This window comes from Paracoccus sp. 22332 (genome assembly GCF_052045125.1).
In the GTDB taxonomy this organism is placed as follows: Bacteria; Pseudomonadota; Alphaproteobacteria; order Rhodobacterales; family Rhodobacteraceae; genus Paracoccus; species Paracoccus haematequi_A.
Genome location: NZ_JBQEOI010000033.1, coordinates 15,214 through 29,965, shown reverse-complemented (window position 1 = coordinate 29,965; position 14,752 = coordinate 15,214). Strand labels below are relative to the sequence as shown.

The window sequence follows — 14,752 nt, the reverse complement described above, 5'->3', positions numbered from 1 at the left end:
CGCTGAAGCTGAGGTTGGTGGTGATGATGACGCTGGTCCGCTCATAGAGCTTGCTCAGCAGATGGAAGAGCAGCGCCCCGCCCGAGGCGCTGAAGGGCAGGTATCCCAGTTCATCGAGGATCACGAGATCGAGGCGGGTCAGGCTTTCGGCAATCTGCCCGGCCTTTCCCTTGGCCTTTTCCTGTTCCAGGGCATTGACCAGTTCGATGGTGGAGAAGAAGCGGACCTTGCGGCGGTGATGCTCGATGGCCTGGACGCCGAGGGCGGTTGCGATGTGGGTCTTCCCCGTGCCCGGGCCGCCGATCAGGACGATGTTCTGGGCCCCGTCCATGAACTCGCAGCGGTGGAGTTGCCGGACTGTGGCTTCGTTGATCTCGCTGGCTGAGAAGTCGAAGCCCGAGAGGTCCTTGTAGGCGGGGAAGCGTGCGGCCTTCATGTGATAGGCGATGGAGCGGACCTCGCGCTCGGCCAGTTCGGCTTTCAGCAGTTGAGACAGGATCGGCACGGCTGCGTCAAAGGCCGGCGCCCCTTGCTCGATCAGGTCCGTCACGGCCTGCGCCATGCCATGCATCTTCAGGCTGCGAAGCATGATGACGATGGCGCCGCTGGCAGGATCATGACGCATGACGGCCTCCTGCAGCTTGGGTGCGCAGGCCGTCATAGCGCTCCACATTGGCCTTTGGCTCACGGCGCAGGGCCAGGGCCTGCGGGGTATCGAGGGGCGGCCCGCCAATGACCTTGCCATCGACCAGCCGGTGTAACAGGTTCAGCACATGGGTCTTGGTCGCCACGCCCTCGGCCAGGGCCAACTCCACCGCCGTCAGCACGGCCTGTTCGTCGTGCTGAAGAACCAGGGCAAGGATGTCGACCATCTCCCGATCACCGCCGGGTTTGCGCAGCATCTGCTCCTGCAACTGCCGGAAGGCAGGCGGGAACTCGGCAAAGGGCGCGCCATTGCGCAACGCCCCGGGCTTGCGCTGAAGAACAGCCAGGTAATGCCGCCAGTCATAGATCGTCCGCGGTGGCAGCTTGTGGCTGCGCTGGATGATGCGGCAATGTTCGCACAGGATGTTGCCCTCGGCCGCCACGACCAGCCGGTCCGGATAGATCCGCAGGCTGACGGGTCGGTTCGCAAAGGATGCCGGAACGCTGTAGCGATTGCGCTCGAAGCTGATCAGGCAGGTGGGCGAGACGCGCTTGCTGAGTTCGATGAAGCCGTCAAAGGCCGGCGGCAACGGCATCAATGCGGCCCGCTCCTCAGCCCAGACATCGGCGATGGTGCCGGGCAGCGTGCCGTGCGGGGTCTCTTGCCACACCTCCAGGCAGCGCTGTTCCAGCCAGGTGTTCATCATGGCAAGGTCGGGAAAGCCCGGCATCCCTTGTAAGACCTGATGGCGGGAGTCCTGAACGTTCTTCTCGACCTGTCCCTTCTCCCAACCCGCTGCCGGATTGCAGAACTCCGGCTCGAAGACATAGTGGTTGGCCATGGCGAGGAAGCGGAGGTTGACCTGCCGCTCCTTGCCACGGCCCACACGATCCACTGCCGTCTTCATGTTGTCGTAGATGCCGCGTTCAGGCACGCCGCCGAACACACGGAACGCGTGCCAATGGGCATCGAACAGCATCTCGTGGGTCTGCAGCGGATAGGCGCGCAACAGGAAGGCCCGGCTGTGCGACAGCTTGATATGCGCCATCTGAAGCTTGGTGCGCTCGTCCGTCAGATGGCCGTAGTCTTCGCTCCAGTCGAACTGGAAGGCCTCTCCCGGTCGGAAAGACAGCGGAACGAAGGTGCCGCGGCCCGTGGTCTGCTGTTCCCGCTGGCGATCTGTGCGCCATTGCCGCGCAAAGGCCGCAACCCGGCCGTAGGAGCCGGTGAAGCCCAGCTTGACCAGATCGGCATGCATCTGCTTCAGCGTCCGCCGCTGCTTGCGCGACTTGCCGGCCTCCGTCTTCAGCCAGCCGGCCAGCTTCTCGGCGAAAGGATCAAGCTTGCTCGGGCGATCCGGCGTGGCGAACTTCGGCTCGATCGTGTCTGCCGCCAGGTGCTTCGTAATCGTGTTGCGCGACAAACCGGTGCGCCGCGCGATCTCGCGGACCGACAGCTTCTGCCGCAAGTGCATGCGTCGAATGATGTTCAAAAGTCCCATGTGGATCACTCCCGTTACCCCCGCCGCTCATCGCTTTGGGGAAAGGTTCACATGGCTCAATTCTCAGTGGAAATTACGAGCCTATCCGGCTCAGTTCTGGGTGGAAATCAACAGGCATGGGCCAAGTCGCAGCCCAGGGCCACGGCAAATGTCTTGACCGGGGCGCCGAAGCCGCCTTGTCCGCTTTGCACCATGCGAGCGATCCACAGATAGCTGCGCCCATCGGGCATCTGCGCCACCTGCCGGAGGATCTCGCCGGGCCGGGCGAACGCCTCATAGACGTTCCAGAGAGGGCAAGAGCCGCCTATCCGCGAGAAATGAAAGTCCGTCGCTGATTGGCGCTTCGAGATATTGCCCGCCCGATCCACCCGGATGAAGAAGAACGGCACCCCGCGCGCTTCGGGCCGTTGCAGGGTGGAAAGGCGATGGCAGGTCGTCTCGAACCCGACAGCGAAGCGACGGGCGATCAGGTCTATGTCGTAGCGGCTCGATTCCGCCGCTTGCAGGAAGGCGCGATAGGGTAGGACCAGCGCACCGGCGAAGTAGTTGGCCAATCCGATCCGCAGCAATGTGCTGGCATCGGCCGACAGCGCGGGATCATCCGACAGCCGGGCGATGGTCTCGCCCTGTTCCAGAAAGGCCAGTTGCGTGGCGATCTGGAAGGCCATCTGGCCGGGGTTCAGATGCGCGGCCAGATGCAGAATGCGCGTCCCCGGATCATAGCGGCGCAGCGCCTCGCCCGCGCCCTGCGCGATGCGGATGCCGTGGCGGCCGGCCAGCCGGTCGACGAGCCCGGCGGCCATCCGCCCGGGCGGCAGGCTGTCGCCGATCGCTTCGGCCGCCGTGTCGAGGTCGGCCACGTGGTTGCGGCGTTCATAGAACCAGTCGCGCACTGCCTCGAAAGCGGCGGGCGTGGTGCCGGGGGATTCGATGCGCCCGACCAGCAGGTCGGCGCGTTCGACCGTCTCGCGCAGGCGGCGCTGCATGGCGATGATGGCGCGTGCCACCTCGGGCATGTTGGCGGCAAGCTCCCGCACCTCGGCGAGCGCGACTCCGGCACCTTGGTCCGCCAGGGTCGCGCGCAGGTCGGTGATCAGCCGCGCTTCGTCGGCGTCGGAAAACAGCTGCACGTCCAGCCCGAAGGCGGCGTTCAGTTTCAGCAGGACCGGCACGGTCAGCGGCCGGGCGTTCTGCTCGATCTGGTTGAGGTAGCTGGGACTTATTTCCAACGACCGCGCCAGCGCCGCCTGAGTCATGCCCCTCTCCTCACGCAACCGGCGCAGGCGGACGCCCATGAATGCCTTGCTCAACTTCGCAACCTTCGCAATTTGCAGCCTGATCCTTCGCAAACCTGCGCTTTTTCAGTAGTTTATCACCGAACCTGGGTTGTGAAAAGGTCGCTTTGCCAATCCTGCGAAGGGGACACCTGCGATGCCCGCTTCCCCTGAAACCCGGCTGATCGAGATGATCTTCCCCGACGCGGCGAACCACTACGGGACGCTCTTCGGCGGCAACGCGCTGGCGCTGATGGCGAAGGCGGCCTTCGTGGCCGCCACCCGCCATGCGGGCATGTCGGTGGTCATGGCACGGTCGGAGCGGGTGGATTTCGCGACGCCGATCCGGGTGGGCGAGATGCTGGAGCTTGTCGCCCGCGTCACCCGCACGGGGCGAACATCCATGAGCATCGAGGTCGAGGGCACGGCGGGCGCGCCGGGCTTGACCCCGGATCGCCCGGCGCTGTCGGGCCGGTTCGAGATGGTGGCGGTGGATGCGGCAGGGCGACCCCAGCCCTTGGCGCAGTCCATCGCGCATAAGGTTCACGAAAGGGAAAAGAAATGATCACGCATGACGTGCGGACCTACAAATCCGCCGAACATCTGCCGCGCGAAGAGCAACTGGCCTGGAAGATTGCCGAGGTGGCCGCCGATCCGGTGGCGGTCGAAGCCGATGTGACCGAGATGATCGTCAACCGGATCATCGACAATGCCGCGGTGGCCGCGGCTTCGGTCGCGCGTCGGCCGGTCGCCTCGGCACGGGCGCAGGCGCTGTGCCATCCGATGAAGCCGGGGGCGACGGTGTTCGGCGCCTCGCACGGCACACGGGTCAGTCCGGAATGGGCCGCCTGGGCCAATGGCACGGCGGTGCGGGAGCTTGATTTCCACGACACCTTCCTGGCCGCCGACTATTCGCACCCCGGCGACAACATTCCGCCGATCTTGGCGGTGGCGCAGCACACCGGAAAATCGGGGGCGGATCTGATCCGGGGGTTGGCGGCGGGCTACGAGATTCAGGTCAACCTTGTGCGCGGCATCTGCCTGCACGAGCACAAGATCGACCATATCGCCCATCTCGGGCCCTCTGCCGCCGCCGGGATCGGAACGCTGCTTAACCTGCCTACCGAGGTGATCTATCAAGCCGTGCAACAGGCGCTGCACGTCACGACCACCACCCGCCAGAGCCGCAAGGGCGAGATTTCGTCCTGGAAAGCCTTCGCCCCCGCCTTCGCCGGCAAGATGGCGATCGAGGCGGTGGACCGCGTGATGCGCGGCGAGGGGGCGCCGTCCCCGGCATGGGAGGGCGAGGACGGGTTCATCGCGTATCTGCTTTCCGGCCCGAACGCCCGTTATCAAGTGCCGCTGCCGGGGAAGGGCGAGGTCAAGCGAGCGATCCTCGACACCTATACCAAGGAGCATTCGGCGGAATACCAAAGCCAGGCCCTGATCGACCTTGCTCGCAAGATGGGGCCGCAGATCGGCGATCTGTCGCAGATCGACAGCATCGTCATCCACACCAGCCACCACACCCATTACGTGATCGGCACCGGCGCGAACGATCCGCAGAAGATGGACCCGAAGGCGTCGCGCGAGACGCTGGACCATTCGATCATGTATATCTTCGCCGTGGCGCTGGAGGACGGCGGCTGGCACCACGAAAAAAGCTATGCGCCTGAGCGGGCGAACCGTCCCGAAACCGTGGCGCTATGGCACAAGATCTCGACGGTCGAGGACCCGGAGTGGACGCGCCGCTACCATGCTCGCGATCCGAAGGAAAAGGCGTTCGGCGGCCGGGTGTTGGTGACGCTGAAGAACGCCCGGGTGATCGAGGACAGTCTCGCGCTGGCCGATGCCCATCCCGATGGCGCCCGTCCCTTCGTGCGCGCGAACTATGTGAAGAAGTTCCTCACGCTGTCCGACGGCATCCTGACCGCCGCCGAACAGGAGCGGTTCCTGAACGCGGCCGAGGCGCTGGCGGAGCTGAAGCCGGGCCAACTGGGCGAACTGCATTTCGCGGTGCCGACGGAAAAGCTGGGTGTGCCCCGGCCGCTGGGCATCTTCGACTGGGGGAGCAAATGAGCGGCACCGTCCTGAAACCAAAGAAATCCGTCGCCCTGTCCGGGGTGGTAGCCGGCAACACAGCGCTGTGTTCCGTAGGCCAGTCGGGCAACGACCTCCACTATCGGGGCTTCGACATCCTCGACATCGCGGAAGCTTGCGAGTTCGAGGAGGTAGCGCATCTGCTGGTCCACGGCGCGCTGCCGACCTCACCGGAACTGCGCGCCTACAAGGCGAAACTGAAGGCCCTGCGCGGCCTTCCGAAAGCCGTGCGCGAGACCTTGGAGGCGATTCCCGCCGCCGCGCATCCGATGGACGTGCTGCGCTCGGGCGTCAGTGCCTTGGGCTGCGTGCTGCCCGAGGCGGCCGACCACAATATCCCGGGTGCGCGCGACATCATCGACCGGCTGGTAGCAGTTCAGGGCTCGATGCTGCTCTACTGGCACCACTACGCCCAGAACGGCCGCCGGATCGAGGTGGAAACCGACGACGACACCGTGGCGGGCCATTTTCTGCACCTGCTGCACGGTGGACCCGCCACCGCGACCCAGGTGCGGGCAATGCACACAACGCTGAACCTCTATGCCGAGCATGAGTTCAACGCCTCGACCTTTACCGCCCGCACCATCGCCGGCACCGGCTCGGACGTCTATTCCGCCATCGCCGGGGCGATCGGCGCGCTGCGCGGGCCGAAGCACGGCGGCGCCAACGAAGTCGCCTTCGAGATCCAGAAGCGTTACGCAGACCCTGACGAAGCCGAGGCCGACATCCGCGCCCGCGTCGCGGCGAAAGAGGTCGTCATCGGCTTCGGTCATCCGGTCTATACGATCTCGGACCCGCGCAACGTGGTGATCAAGCGCGTGGCGCGGCAGCTTTCCGAGGCGGCCGGGTCGACGAGGATGTTCGACATCGCCGAGCGGATCGAAACCGTCATGGCCGAGGTGAAGCGGATGTTCCCGAACCTCGACTGGTATTCGGCGGTCTCCTATCACCTACTGGGTGTGCCAACGGCGATGTTCACCCCGATCTTCGTGATCTCGCGCACCTCAGGCTGGGGCGCGCATGTCATCGAGCAGCGGCAGGACAACAAGATCATCCGTCCTTCGGCCAACTACATCGGCCCCGACAACCGCGCCTTCCAACCCATCGAGAAGCGGGGGCTGCTGGCCGCGCCCCGGCAGGAGGCATGACATGCCCTATCTGATTGCAGACGACCTGCCGCAGGCCCCTGCCGGCGCACGCTTCCGCGCAGCTCTCGCCCGCCCCGGCATCCTGCGCCTGCCGGGGGCGCATAACGGACAGGCGGCATTGCAGGCCAGGGCGGCAGGGTTCGACGCCCTCTATCTGTCGGGCGCGGCGATGACCGCCTCGATGGGACTGCCGGATCTCGGCATCATCACGGTGGACGAGGTGGCGTTCTTCGTCCGCCAGATCGTCCGGGCCTCCGGCCTGCCGCTCCTGGTCGACGGCGACACCGGCTATGGCGAGGCGCTGAACGTCATGCACATGGTGCGCACCTTTGAGGAGGCGGGTGCGGGTGCGGTGCATCTGGAGGACCAGCTCCTGCCGAAGAAATGCGGCCATCTGAACGACAAGAAACTGGCCAGCGCCGCGGACATGGCCGCCAAGGTCGCCGCCGCGGCCCGCGCCCGGCGCGATCTGGTGGTCATCGCCCGCACCGATGCGGCAGCGTCCGAAGGCATCGAGGGCGCGGTGGCCCGCGCCAAGCTCTATGTCGAGGCTGGGGCGGATGCGATCTTCCCCGAGGCGCTGACCAGCGTGGAGATGTTCCAAGAGGTTCGCGCGCGACTGCCCGGCGTGAAGCTTCTGGCCAACATGACCGAGTTCGGCCGCACCCCCGCCCTGACCGCGCAGGAGTTCGAGGACCTGGGCTATGACATGGTGATCTGGCCGGTTTCTTCGCTGCGGGTGGCCAACAAGGCGCAGGCGAAGCTCTACGCCACACTGGCCCGCGAAGGTGCTGCCACAGCAATGATCCCCGAAATGCAAACCCGCGCGGAACTTTACGAGGTGATTGGCCTCAACGCCTTCGAGGCGCTGGACCGGAGCATCGCACAATCCGTTGTCCCGGATTGGCGTGGGTAGCGGCACATACGGAGCGCCTTCGGCCGAGTGAACGGCATGCGTCCATGCCTTACGGATGTCGCCCACCATCTCGCGGCGCAGCTGGCCGTCCCGCTCAATCTGACGCTCGACGATGGAGGCGGCCGTTGGCGGCCTGGCGGCGCAGATGGGCCAGATAGCGCAGGGTAACCGGGCTGGCCGCTGGCGCTTCTTCGTCTCGACCTTGTCCTGGGGGCGCCGGTAGAGGATGCCGTGCTTGGTATCGACATAGCCCCCGACCGGACTACGACGGTCAATGTGCATGGCGAGGATCGTCTCCTTCCGGCTGCCGGTGTAGAGGCCGTGCAAAATGAATTCTGCCAAGTGCCGCCCGTCCCGGTTCAGGCCGCGGGCAGCGCGCAGAAGCCACGCCGCCTCCTGCCTGGTCAATCCGGCCTGCACATAGGCGTCGGCCAGTTTGTCGATCTTGGCTTCAAGTTCAGGGTGATCTGCTTCCGAAGTCCCCGCCGCCGAGAGCGGCGCGGTGCTGTTCGTGCCACTGAACAAGTTGAAGAAGTCGCCCCGCAACGCACGCAAGACCCCGCACAGCGAAGCCCATATCGAAGCGCTGTCGGCCAGCATCGCAGCCAAGGGGATGCTGCAAAATCTGGTGGCAATCCTGCGCGCCCGCGGGCGTCTGGCCGGGTCGATCAACTATGCGGCCACCAATGACGAGGCGCGCATCGGCTCGGCTGTCGAATACGCGGCAATCCACCAGCTGGGCGGTGCCATCAAGCAGCCTGACCGGCTGGCCAAGATCTATCGCAAGCGCGAGGCGGACGGTAAGATTGGTCGGCGGTTTGTTCGAAAATCCGAGGCGGACGTCGTGACCGATGTCACCATTCCCGGCCGGGTCATCACCATTCCGGCGCGGCCCTATCTCGGCCTGTCCGCGGCCGACGAGACAGCGATCCTGGAGGACGCGGTCGACTGGCTGTCCCCGTGAAACCCGCCCCCCTCGAAAAACGCCCCAGGAGCGCCCTAGATCCTTTGCAGGCGAATCGGGCCGTCGGCGCAGCAAATGCCCTGTTAGCCCCCTGTTAGAATCGCTCTGCGGGCACATTGCGAACCAACCGGAGGCCGGTCGCGTTCAAATCCGTTGATCGGCATCCCGATCGCGCGCATGATGCCACCAGGCAGCTGACACCAGGCCGGACCGCGCGTCCGGTCTTTTTCTTTTGCCGACCATCGCATGGTGCACCGGAGATCAACCCGGACCCGCCATGACCGCCACCCCTCTGACTGCCCGTATCGAGGTATTCCGCCCCGGCACCTTCACGCCCATGGAAGGCGGGTCGATCACCTATTCGGCGGCCGACCTGCGCGCCATCGCCGACGCCTACGATCCGGCCACCGCGCCCGCGCCGATCGTCGTCGGACACCCGGACACCAACGCGCCCGCCTTCGGCTGGGTCGAGAGCTTCGACTACGACGCCACCGCCGACCGCCTTTACGCCAACCTCCACCAGATCGAGCCGGCCTTCGCCGAGCTGGTCAAGGCCGGTCGGTTCAAAAGGTGTCGATGCAGTATTTCGGGCCGGACCAAGGCCACAATCCGGTGCCTGGCACTTGGTATCCCAAGCACGTGGGCTTCCTGGGCGCCGCCGCGCCGGCCGTCAGCGGGTTGAAGAACGTTGCCTTCAGCGCCGACGCGCCCGCAGCCACCTTCGAGCTGTCATTCGGCGTCGCCGGCGAGAGCGCGTCCCTGCTGCGCAAGCTTCGCGATTTCCTGATCGAGCAATTCGGGACCGAGAAGGCCGATATGGCCCTGCCGTCCTGGCAGATCGAATGGCTCGACGACCAGGATAAGGCGCAGCAGCCGGCTTTCACCGCCCCCATCCTCACCCCTGCACCCCAAAAGGAGACCCCCGCTGTGACCCAGCCGAGCGATCCGGCCTTCGCGTCCCGCGAAGCCGACCTGACCGCGCGTGAAAAGGCCCTGGCCGATCGCGAACGCGCCGCTGCCCATGCCGACAACTTGTCCTTCGCCGAAGGCCTCGTCACGGCCGGCAAGCTGATCCCCGCGTCCAAGGACAAGGTGGTCGCGATCCTGGACGCGCTGCCGGGCGAGGCCGCCGTCAGCTTTTCCGAGGGCGGCGACAAGCTGACGCCTGCGGCTGCCCTGCGCCAGGTGCTGGAGGCCCAGCCCAAGATCATCAGCTTCGGCGAGGTGGACCTGGGCCAGGATCCCGCTACCGGCGGCGCGGCATCCTTCGCGGCCGACGGCAAGGCGGTCGATGCCGCTGGCTTGGCCACCCACAACAAGGCGCTGGCCTATCAGCGCGCCCATCCCGGCACCGATTACATCGATGCCGTCCGCGCCGTGGCCTGATCGGAGGAACCCATGCAGCATTTTCAGGACGTCCTGACGGTCACGGTGCCGACCACCGGTCTTTTCGAGGCCTATGACCTGATCGGCTTCGATGGTGCGAAGATCACCGCTGCCGACGCGCCGGTCCTTGGGATGGCGAAGCACCCCAACACCGTGATCGGCGACCTGTCCGGCGTGATGGTGATCGGCTTCGCCCGTGTCCGTGCCGCGGGGGTGATCACCAAGGGGGCCAAGCTGGTATCGGCTGCGGCCGGTGGCGTCCAAGTTGCCGGCGCCACACCCGCCAATGTCTTTGCCACCGCGCTGACCGATGCCGCCGCCGGCGGCTTCGTCGACATCCTCATTCGCTAGGAGGCCCCATGGCACCCCTGAATACCCGCACCGCCGCCGTCATCGATCCCATCCTGTCCACGCATGCCCGCGGCTATCGAAACCTGGAATTCATCGGCCATCTGCTGTTCCCGCGTGTCAGCATTCCGAACCGCTCGATGCGGGTGATCCGCTTCGGCAAGGAAGCCTTCCGCATGCTGAACACCAGACGCGCGCCGGGCGCCGAGAAGAAGCGCGTCCAGTACGGCTATGCCTCGGATTCCGTTTCGCTGGTCCAGGACGCCTTGGAGGGCGTGGTGCCTGTCGAGCACCAGGAAGAAGCGGCGTCGATCCCTGGCATCGACCTGGGCCGCGGTGCGGTCAACATGGTCCTGGACGTGATCGATCTGGGCCACGAGCACGAGGCGGCGCAGCTGGCCCGCACGCCGGGCAATTACGCACCCACCAACCGGGCTGCGCTGACCGGCTCTGACCGCTGGACCGATCCGAACAGCGACCCGGCAGCGGACGTCGACGTGGCCAGGGAAACCATCCGCCGCAAGATCGGGCGCTATCCGAACACCCTGACCCTCGGGGCTTCTGCGGCCAACGCGCTGCGCCGTCATCCGAAAATCAAGGAGCAGTTCAAGTACACCTCCTCGGCCTCGGTCACCACGGCCATGCTGGCCGCGTATTTCGATGTCGAGCGGGTGATCGTCGGCAAGGCGGTCTACCTGCCCGAGACCGCCGGCGACAACGACCTGGCCCAGGATGTGTGGGGCGACGACGCCATCCTAGCCTATGTCCCGGCCAGCGGGGACAACTACCAGGTGCCGTCCTACGGCTATACCTACGAGCTGAGCGGGTATCCCCAAGTCGAGGTGCCGTATTTCGTCCGGTCGAACGACAGCTGGATCTATCCCACCAAGGCTGAACGCCGGACCTATCTGACCGGTGCCGAGGGGGGCTTCCTGTTTCAGGACGCCGGCAAGGAATGAGCGGCCAGGACAAGATCAGGGTCCGCCTGGCCTCGCGAGCCAAGATCGACGGCTGCTGGCGCGCTCCGGGGCAGCCGGTCGACGTCGATCTGGTGACGGCCGGGCAGCTCGAGGCCGCCCAGGCGATCGCGCCGGTGGATGGCGCCATCGCGGAACTGGTCTAGGGCGCGCCTACCTTCGACCAGGAGGTGACGGCCATGGCCAAGATCCTGGCCGACGCGGCTGTCCAGGCAGCCGTCGATGGCGCTACGGCCGAGATCATCGCCGACCGCGATGCCGCCCGCAGCCGCCTCCATGATGTCGAGGCGGAAAACCGCAGCCAGCAGGCCCGCATCATGGAGCTTGAGGCCGAGATCGCCGACCTGAAGGCCGCAGCGGCTGCCGCGCCCCAGGATCCTCCCGCCGCAGATGCCCCGCAGAAGGGCGCCGCGGCAAAGAAGGGCTGACCTCCTCCTCAGCCCTTTCTGCGCGGCTCCTCTCCTCCCCCGCGCCTCGGCCGAGGCGGCTGTCATCGCCTCGGCCACCCGATCACAGGACAGGATCATCATGAACCCCGCCGAAACCCTCGCCGATCAAGCCCCGCTTTCCATGGATGAAGCACAGGAAGTGGCCGAGGAGCTGAAAACGCTCCAACAGAACCTCCTGGACTTCGCCAGCCGCTTCCGGGGCCGCGCCGATGTCGATCAGCGCTGGCTCGCCATCGGCATTACCGATCTCGAGAAGGGTGTGATGTGCCTCCAGAAGGCAATCCTCGAGCAGCCGCTCGAGGCCATCCTTGCTGAATTGGTAGAAGTTGTGGCCGAACTTCAGTCCTGACCATGACCTATGCCAGCCTCTCCGACCTGATCGACCGCGCCGGCGACGACGAAATCCGTCAGATCGCCGACCGCGACCGCGACGCTGTGCCGGATGCCGCCGTGATCGACGCGGCCCTGCAGGATGCCGACAACCTGATCAACGGCTATGTCGCCGCGAAATACGCAACGCCCCTGCCGTCGGTGCCGGCCCTGGTCCGCACCTGGGCAGTGTCGATCGCACGCTATGTCCTGCACCGCAACGGCGCGCCCGAACATGTCGATCGCGATTACAAGGATGCGGTTGCCGCCCTGAAGGACGTGGCGCGGGGCGCGATCGCCCTGCCGGTCGCCGAGGACGAACCCGCCCCGACCAGTGTCGCCGGCGTGACCATGGCCCAGCATCCCGCCCCGGTATTCACCGACCGGAAGCTTCGGGGATGGCGCGGATGCTGAAAATGATCCATGCCCGCCTGACCGCGCAGCTGCCGTCCAGCCGCTGGAATGCCGTGGAAATCTGCGAGGACATCGACACCTTCGGCGACCGCGCCGGCCAGGTCGAGACCGGCACCGCCCTGGTCATGCCCTGGAACGAACGCGCCACCAGCCAGACGCTGCTGTCAGGCGGTACCCGCCAACTGGTCACCACGCAGTTTGCCGTGGGCATGGTAGTGCGCGCCTATGACCACATGCTGGGCGCCGATCGCGCCGTCCAGTTCGACACCCTGAAATCCGACATCGAGACTGCCCTGGCCGGATGGGAGCCTGCGGGCTTTGCCCAGCCCTGCGAGCTTGTCGGCGGCGAGAGCAGCCCGGTGAGCAAGGGTGTCAGCATCTACGTCCAGACCTGGGCGACCGCCCGTTTCCTGACAAGAGCATCCGCATGACCAACCTGCCCACCACCGGCGGCAGCTATACCCGTGACATGCTGACCGGCGCCCTGGTCCGCCAGCCGGACGGCCCCGTGTCTGAACCCGAACCTCAGCCCGAAACCCCCACCAGATCCACTCCCACCAGACCAAAGGCAGGTAATTAATGGCCCGTATTTTCCGCAAGCTCGCCATCCTGCACAAGGTTGAGGCGACCTATGGCGTCAGCGCCGCCCCGACCGCTCTCGAGGCCATCATCGGCAAGAACGTCGCCTTCACGCCGATCGAGGCCGAGGAGGTCAGCCGCGACCTGCTGCTGCCCTACATGGGCAACCAGGGCGTGATCCTGACCGGCAAGCACGCGCGCCTGGAATTCGAGGTCGAGGTCGCCGGGTCCGGCACCGCCGGCACCGCGCCGAAATGGGCGTCGCTGATGCGGGCCTGCGGCTTTGCCGAAACGCTGTTGGCCACCACCAGCGCCACCTACAACATCGTCGAGGCCGGCCAGGAAAGCTCCACGATCCATTTCGAGATCGACGGCACCCGCCATGTGATGTTGGGCTGCCGGGGCACCTTCTCGCTGTCCTTCGCCCCGAAGGGCATCCCGGTCTTCCGCTTCGTGATGACCGGCCTCCTGGGCACGATCACCGACCAAGCGCTGACGCCGGTGGCGATGACTGGCTGGCAGACGCCGGTCGAGGCGTCCTCGGCCGCCACCACGATGACCCTGCATGGCTGGTCGGCCGTGGCCGAAAGCCTGTCGATCGACTTGGGCAACACGGTGACGCCGCGCTTCCTCATCGGGTCCGAATCCGTGATCATCTCGGATCGCCGGGTCTCGGGCACGGCCGTGGTCGAGGCCACCAGCCTGGCCACGATCGACTGGTTCGACGTGGCGCTGACGCGGGCGCGCGGCGCGCTGTCGATCATCCACGGCAAGACCGCCGGCAACGTCGTCGAAATCACCGCGCCCGCGGTCGAGATCGGCAAGATCGCCCAGGGCCAGACCGACGGGATCCTGAATTACAGCCTGCCTCTGTCCCTGGTGCCGGTCATCGGGCGGGACGAGCTGGTCATCATCGCGCGCTGAAGGGCTGACCCATGAAGTTCAAGCTGGCAAAGACCTATCGTTACTGGTGGCCCGTCACGGTGCAGATGCCGGACCCGGACCAGCCGGGCACGATCCTGACACAGGAGCTGCGCGTGCTGCTGGAGCCGCTGCCCCAGGACGAAGTGATCGCCGTCCAGGAAGAAAGCGCGAAGCTGAAAACCGTGCGCGCCGTCAGCGAGCACGGTGCCGCCAGCATGGAGCGCGTGGTCAAGGACTGGGACGGGGTCGAGGACGAGGACGGCAAGCTCGTGCCCTTCACGCCCGCCATGCTGCGGCAGGCGCTTCAGCACGCCTGGTTCCGCGCGGGCATCAACAAGGCCCTGGCCGAGAGCCAGAACGGCGAAGCGGCGCGCCTGGGAAACTGAAGGCTGCCGCGCGGGCCTGGGCGCTCGCGCGGCAGGGACGGGCCGATGACCGGACGCCGGTCCAGATGGACGACGAGCTGGCCGCGCAGTTCGCCCGGATGGGCGCCGTGGTCGAGGTCCAGGCACCGCCAGCCGCTGACGGCTTCGAGGTGCTGCTGGCCAATGCGGATGCGATCGCGGCCTGGGTGGCCTGCGAGACTCAGTGGCGGATCGCCACAGGCCCGGCCGGCATCCAGTGGCTCGGCCTCGATTATCCGGCGGTGGACGTGGTCCTGCGCCGTGGGCGGTTCGAGGACGCGGACACGGTGTTCGCGGACCTGATGGTGATGGAGGGGGCGGCCCTCGACGTGTTGTGGGAGACGGCAAGGTGA

General features: G+C 66.2%; 21 protein-coding genes. 18 read left to right on the top strand and 3 right to left on the bottom strand.

Going from position 1 to position 14,752, the window contains the following annotated elements:
- The 3 genes from istB to ACTJI6_RS19205 form a co-directional block, all read right to left on the bottom strand.
- The coding region (gene istB / locus ACTJI6_RS19215; protein ID WP_440797344.1) for an IS21-like element helper ATPase IstB at positions 1-625 on the bottom strand (625 nt) is incomplete at its 3' end.
- Positions 615-2,147, bottom strand: coding sequence for an IS21 family transposase (gene istA / locus ACTJI6_RS19210; RefSeq protein WP_440797346.1), 1,533 nt, complete (start codon positions 2,145-2,147; stop codon positions 615-617). The genes istA and istB, both read right to left, overlap by 11 nt.
- Positions 2,148-2,254: 107 nt before the next feature.
- Positions 2,255-3,457 (bottom strand): short-chain fatty acyl-CoA regulator family protein, encoded by a 1,203-nt coding sequence (locus ACTJI6_RS19205; RefSeq protein ID WP_440802991.1) that lies wholly within the window; start codon positions 3,455-3,457, stop codon positions 2,255-2,257.
- A 121-nt stretch (positions 3,458-3,578) separates the two neighbouring features.
- On the opposite strand from ACTJI6_RS19205, the gene ACTJI6_RS19200 reads away from it, so the two are divergent.
- From ACTJI6_RS19200 to ACTJI6_RS19115, 18 genes are all read left to right on the top strand, one after another.
- The gene (locus ACTJI6_RS19200; RefSeq protein ID WP_440802989.1) at positions 3,579-3,986 is read left to right on the top strand and encodes an acyl-CoA thioesterase; all 408 of its coding nucleotides are present in this window, start codon (positions 3,579-3,581) and stop codon (positions 3,984-3,986) included.
- Positions 3,983-5,500, top strand: a complete 1,518-nt coding sequence (locus tag ACTJI6_RS19195) for an MmgE/PrpD family protein (RefSeq protein WP_440802987.1) — start codon at positions 3,983-3,985, stop codon at positions 5,498-5,500. Before ACTJI6_RS19200 ends, ACTJI6_RS19195 begins: the two co-directional genes overlap by 4 nt.
- The gene (prpC, locus tag ACTJI6_RS19190; protein WP_440802984.1) at positions 5,497-6,669 is read left to right on the top strand and encodes a bifunctional 2-methylcitrate synthase/citrate synthase; all 1,173 of its coding nucleotides are present in this window, start codon (positions 5,497-5,499) and stop codon (positions 6,667-6,669) included. Before ACTJI6_RS19195 ends, prpC begins: the two co-directional genes overlap by 4 nt.
- Before the next feature lies 1 nt (position 6,670).
- Positions 6,671-7,585 carry a methylisocitrate lyase gene (gene prpB, locus ACTJI6_RS19185; RefSeq protein ID WP_440802981.1) on the top strand — a complete coding sequence of 305 codons (915 nt, stop codon included), beginning with the start codon at positions 6,671-6,673 and terminating at the stop codon, positions 7,583-7,585.
- A 502-nt stretch (positions 7,586-8,087) separates the two neighbouring features.
- Positions 8,088-8,549, top strand: coding sequence for a phage virion morphogenesis protein (locus tag ACTJI6_RS19180; protein WP_440802978.1), 462 nt, complete (start codon positions 8,088-8,090; stop codon positions 8,547-8,549).
- A gap of 277 nt (positions 8,550-8,826) precedes the next feature.
- On the top strand, positions 8,827-9,231 hold the full coding sequence (locus ACTJI6_RS19175) for a hypothetical protein (RefSeq protein WP_440802977.1): 405 nt from the start codon (positions 8,827-8,829) through the stop codon (positions 9,229-9,231).
- Positions 9,162-9,935, top strand: coding sequence for a hypothetical protein (locus tag ACTJI6_RS19170; protein ID WP_440802974.1), 774 nt, complete (start codon positions 9,162-9,164; stop codon positions 9,933-9,935). Before ACTJI6_RS19175 ends, ACTJI6_RS19170 begins: the two co-directional genes overlap by 70 nt.
- A 12-nt stretch (positions 9,936-9,947) precedes the next feature.
- Complete coding sequence (locus ACTJI6_RS19165) at positions 9,948-10,286, top strand: capsid cement protein (protein WP_440802972.1); 339 nt, start codon at positions 9,948-9,950, stop codon at positions 10,284-10,286.
- Between the two features lie 8 nt (positions 10,287-10,294).
- Positions 10,295-11,242, top strand: coding sequence for a major capsid protein (locus ACTJI6_RS19160; RefSeq protein ID WP_440802969.1), 948 nt, complete (start codon positions 10,295-10,297; stop codon positions 11,240-11,242).
- Positions 11,239-11,406 (top strand): hypothetical protein, encoded by a 168-nt coding sequence (locus ACTJI6_RS19155; RefSeq protein ID WP_440802968.1) that lies wholly within the window; start codon positions 11,239-11,241, stop codon positions 11,404-11,406. Before ACTJI6_RS19160 ends, ACTJI6_RS19155 begins: the two co-directional genes overlap by 4 nt.
- A 33-nt stretch (positions 11,407-11,439) precedes the next feature.
- The gene (locus ACTJI6_RS19150) at positions 11,440-11,688 is read left to right on the top strand and encodes a hypothetical protein (RefSeq protein WP_440802965.1); all 249 of its coding nucleotides are present in this window, start codon (positions 11,440-11,442) and stop codon (positions 11,686-11,688) included.
- 100 nt (positions 11,689-11,788) lie between these two features.
- Positions 11,789-12,058, top strand: coding sequence for an Acb2/Tad1 domain-containing protein (locus ACTJI6_RS19145; protein ID WP_440802962.1), 270 nt, complete (start codon positions 11,789-11,791; stop codon positions 12,056-12,058).
- A 2-nt stretch (positions 12,059-12,060) separates the two neighbouring features.
- On the top strand, positions 12,061-12,492 hold the full coding sequence (locus ACTJI6_RS19140; protein WP_440802960.1) for a gp436 family protein: 432 nt from the start codon (positions 12,061-12,063) through the stop codon (positions 12,490-12,492).
- A 2-nt stretch (positions 12,493-12,494) separates the two neighbouring features.
- On the top strand, positions 12,495-12,923 hold the full coding sequence (locus tag ACTJI6_RS19135; RefSeq protein WP_440802958.1) for a phage tail terminator protein: 429 nt from the start codon (positions 12,495-12,497) through the stop codon (positions 12,921-12,923).
- Positions 12,920-13,072, top strand: coding sequence for a hypothetical protein (locus ACTJI6_RS19130; RefSeq protein WP_440802956.1), 153 nt, complete (start codon positions 12,920-12,922; stop codon positions 13,070-13,072). Before ACTJI6_RS19135 ends, ACTJI6_RS19130 begins: the two co-directional genes overlap by 4 nt.
- Positions 13,072-13,995, top strand: a complete 924-nt coding sequence (locus ACTJI6_RS19125) for a phage tail tube protein (protein ID WP_440802955.1) — start codon at positions 13,072-13,074, stop codon at positions 13,993-13,995. Before ACTJI6_RS19130 ends, ACTJI6_RS19125 begins: the two co-directional genes overlap by 1 nt.
- Before the next feature lie 11 nt (positions 13,996-14,006).
- Positions 14,007-14,381 (top strand): hypothetical protein, encoded by a 375-nt coding sequence (locus ACTJI6_RS19120; RefSeq protein WP_440802952.1) that lies wholly within the window; start codon positions 14,007-14,009, stop codon positions 14,379-14,381.
- A 65-nt stretch (positions 14,382-14,446) separates the two neighbouring features.
- Positions 14,447-14,752 (top strand): DUF1799 domain-containing protein, encoded by a 306-nt coding sequence (locus ACTJI6_RS19115; RefSeq protein ID WP_440802951.1) that lies wholly within the window; start codon positions 14,447-14,449, stop codon positions 14,750-14,752.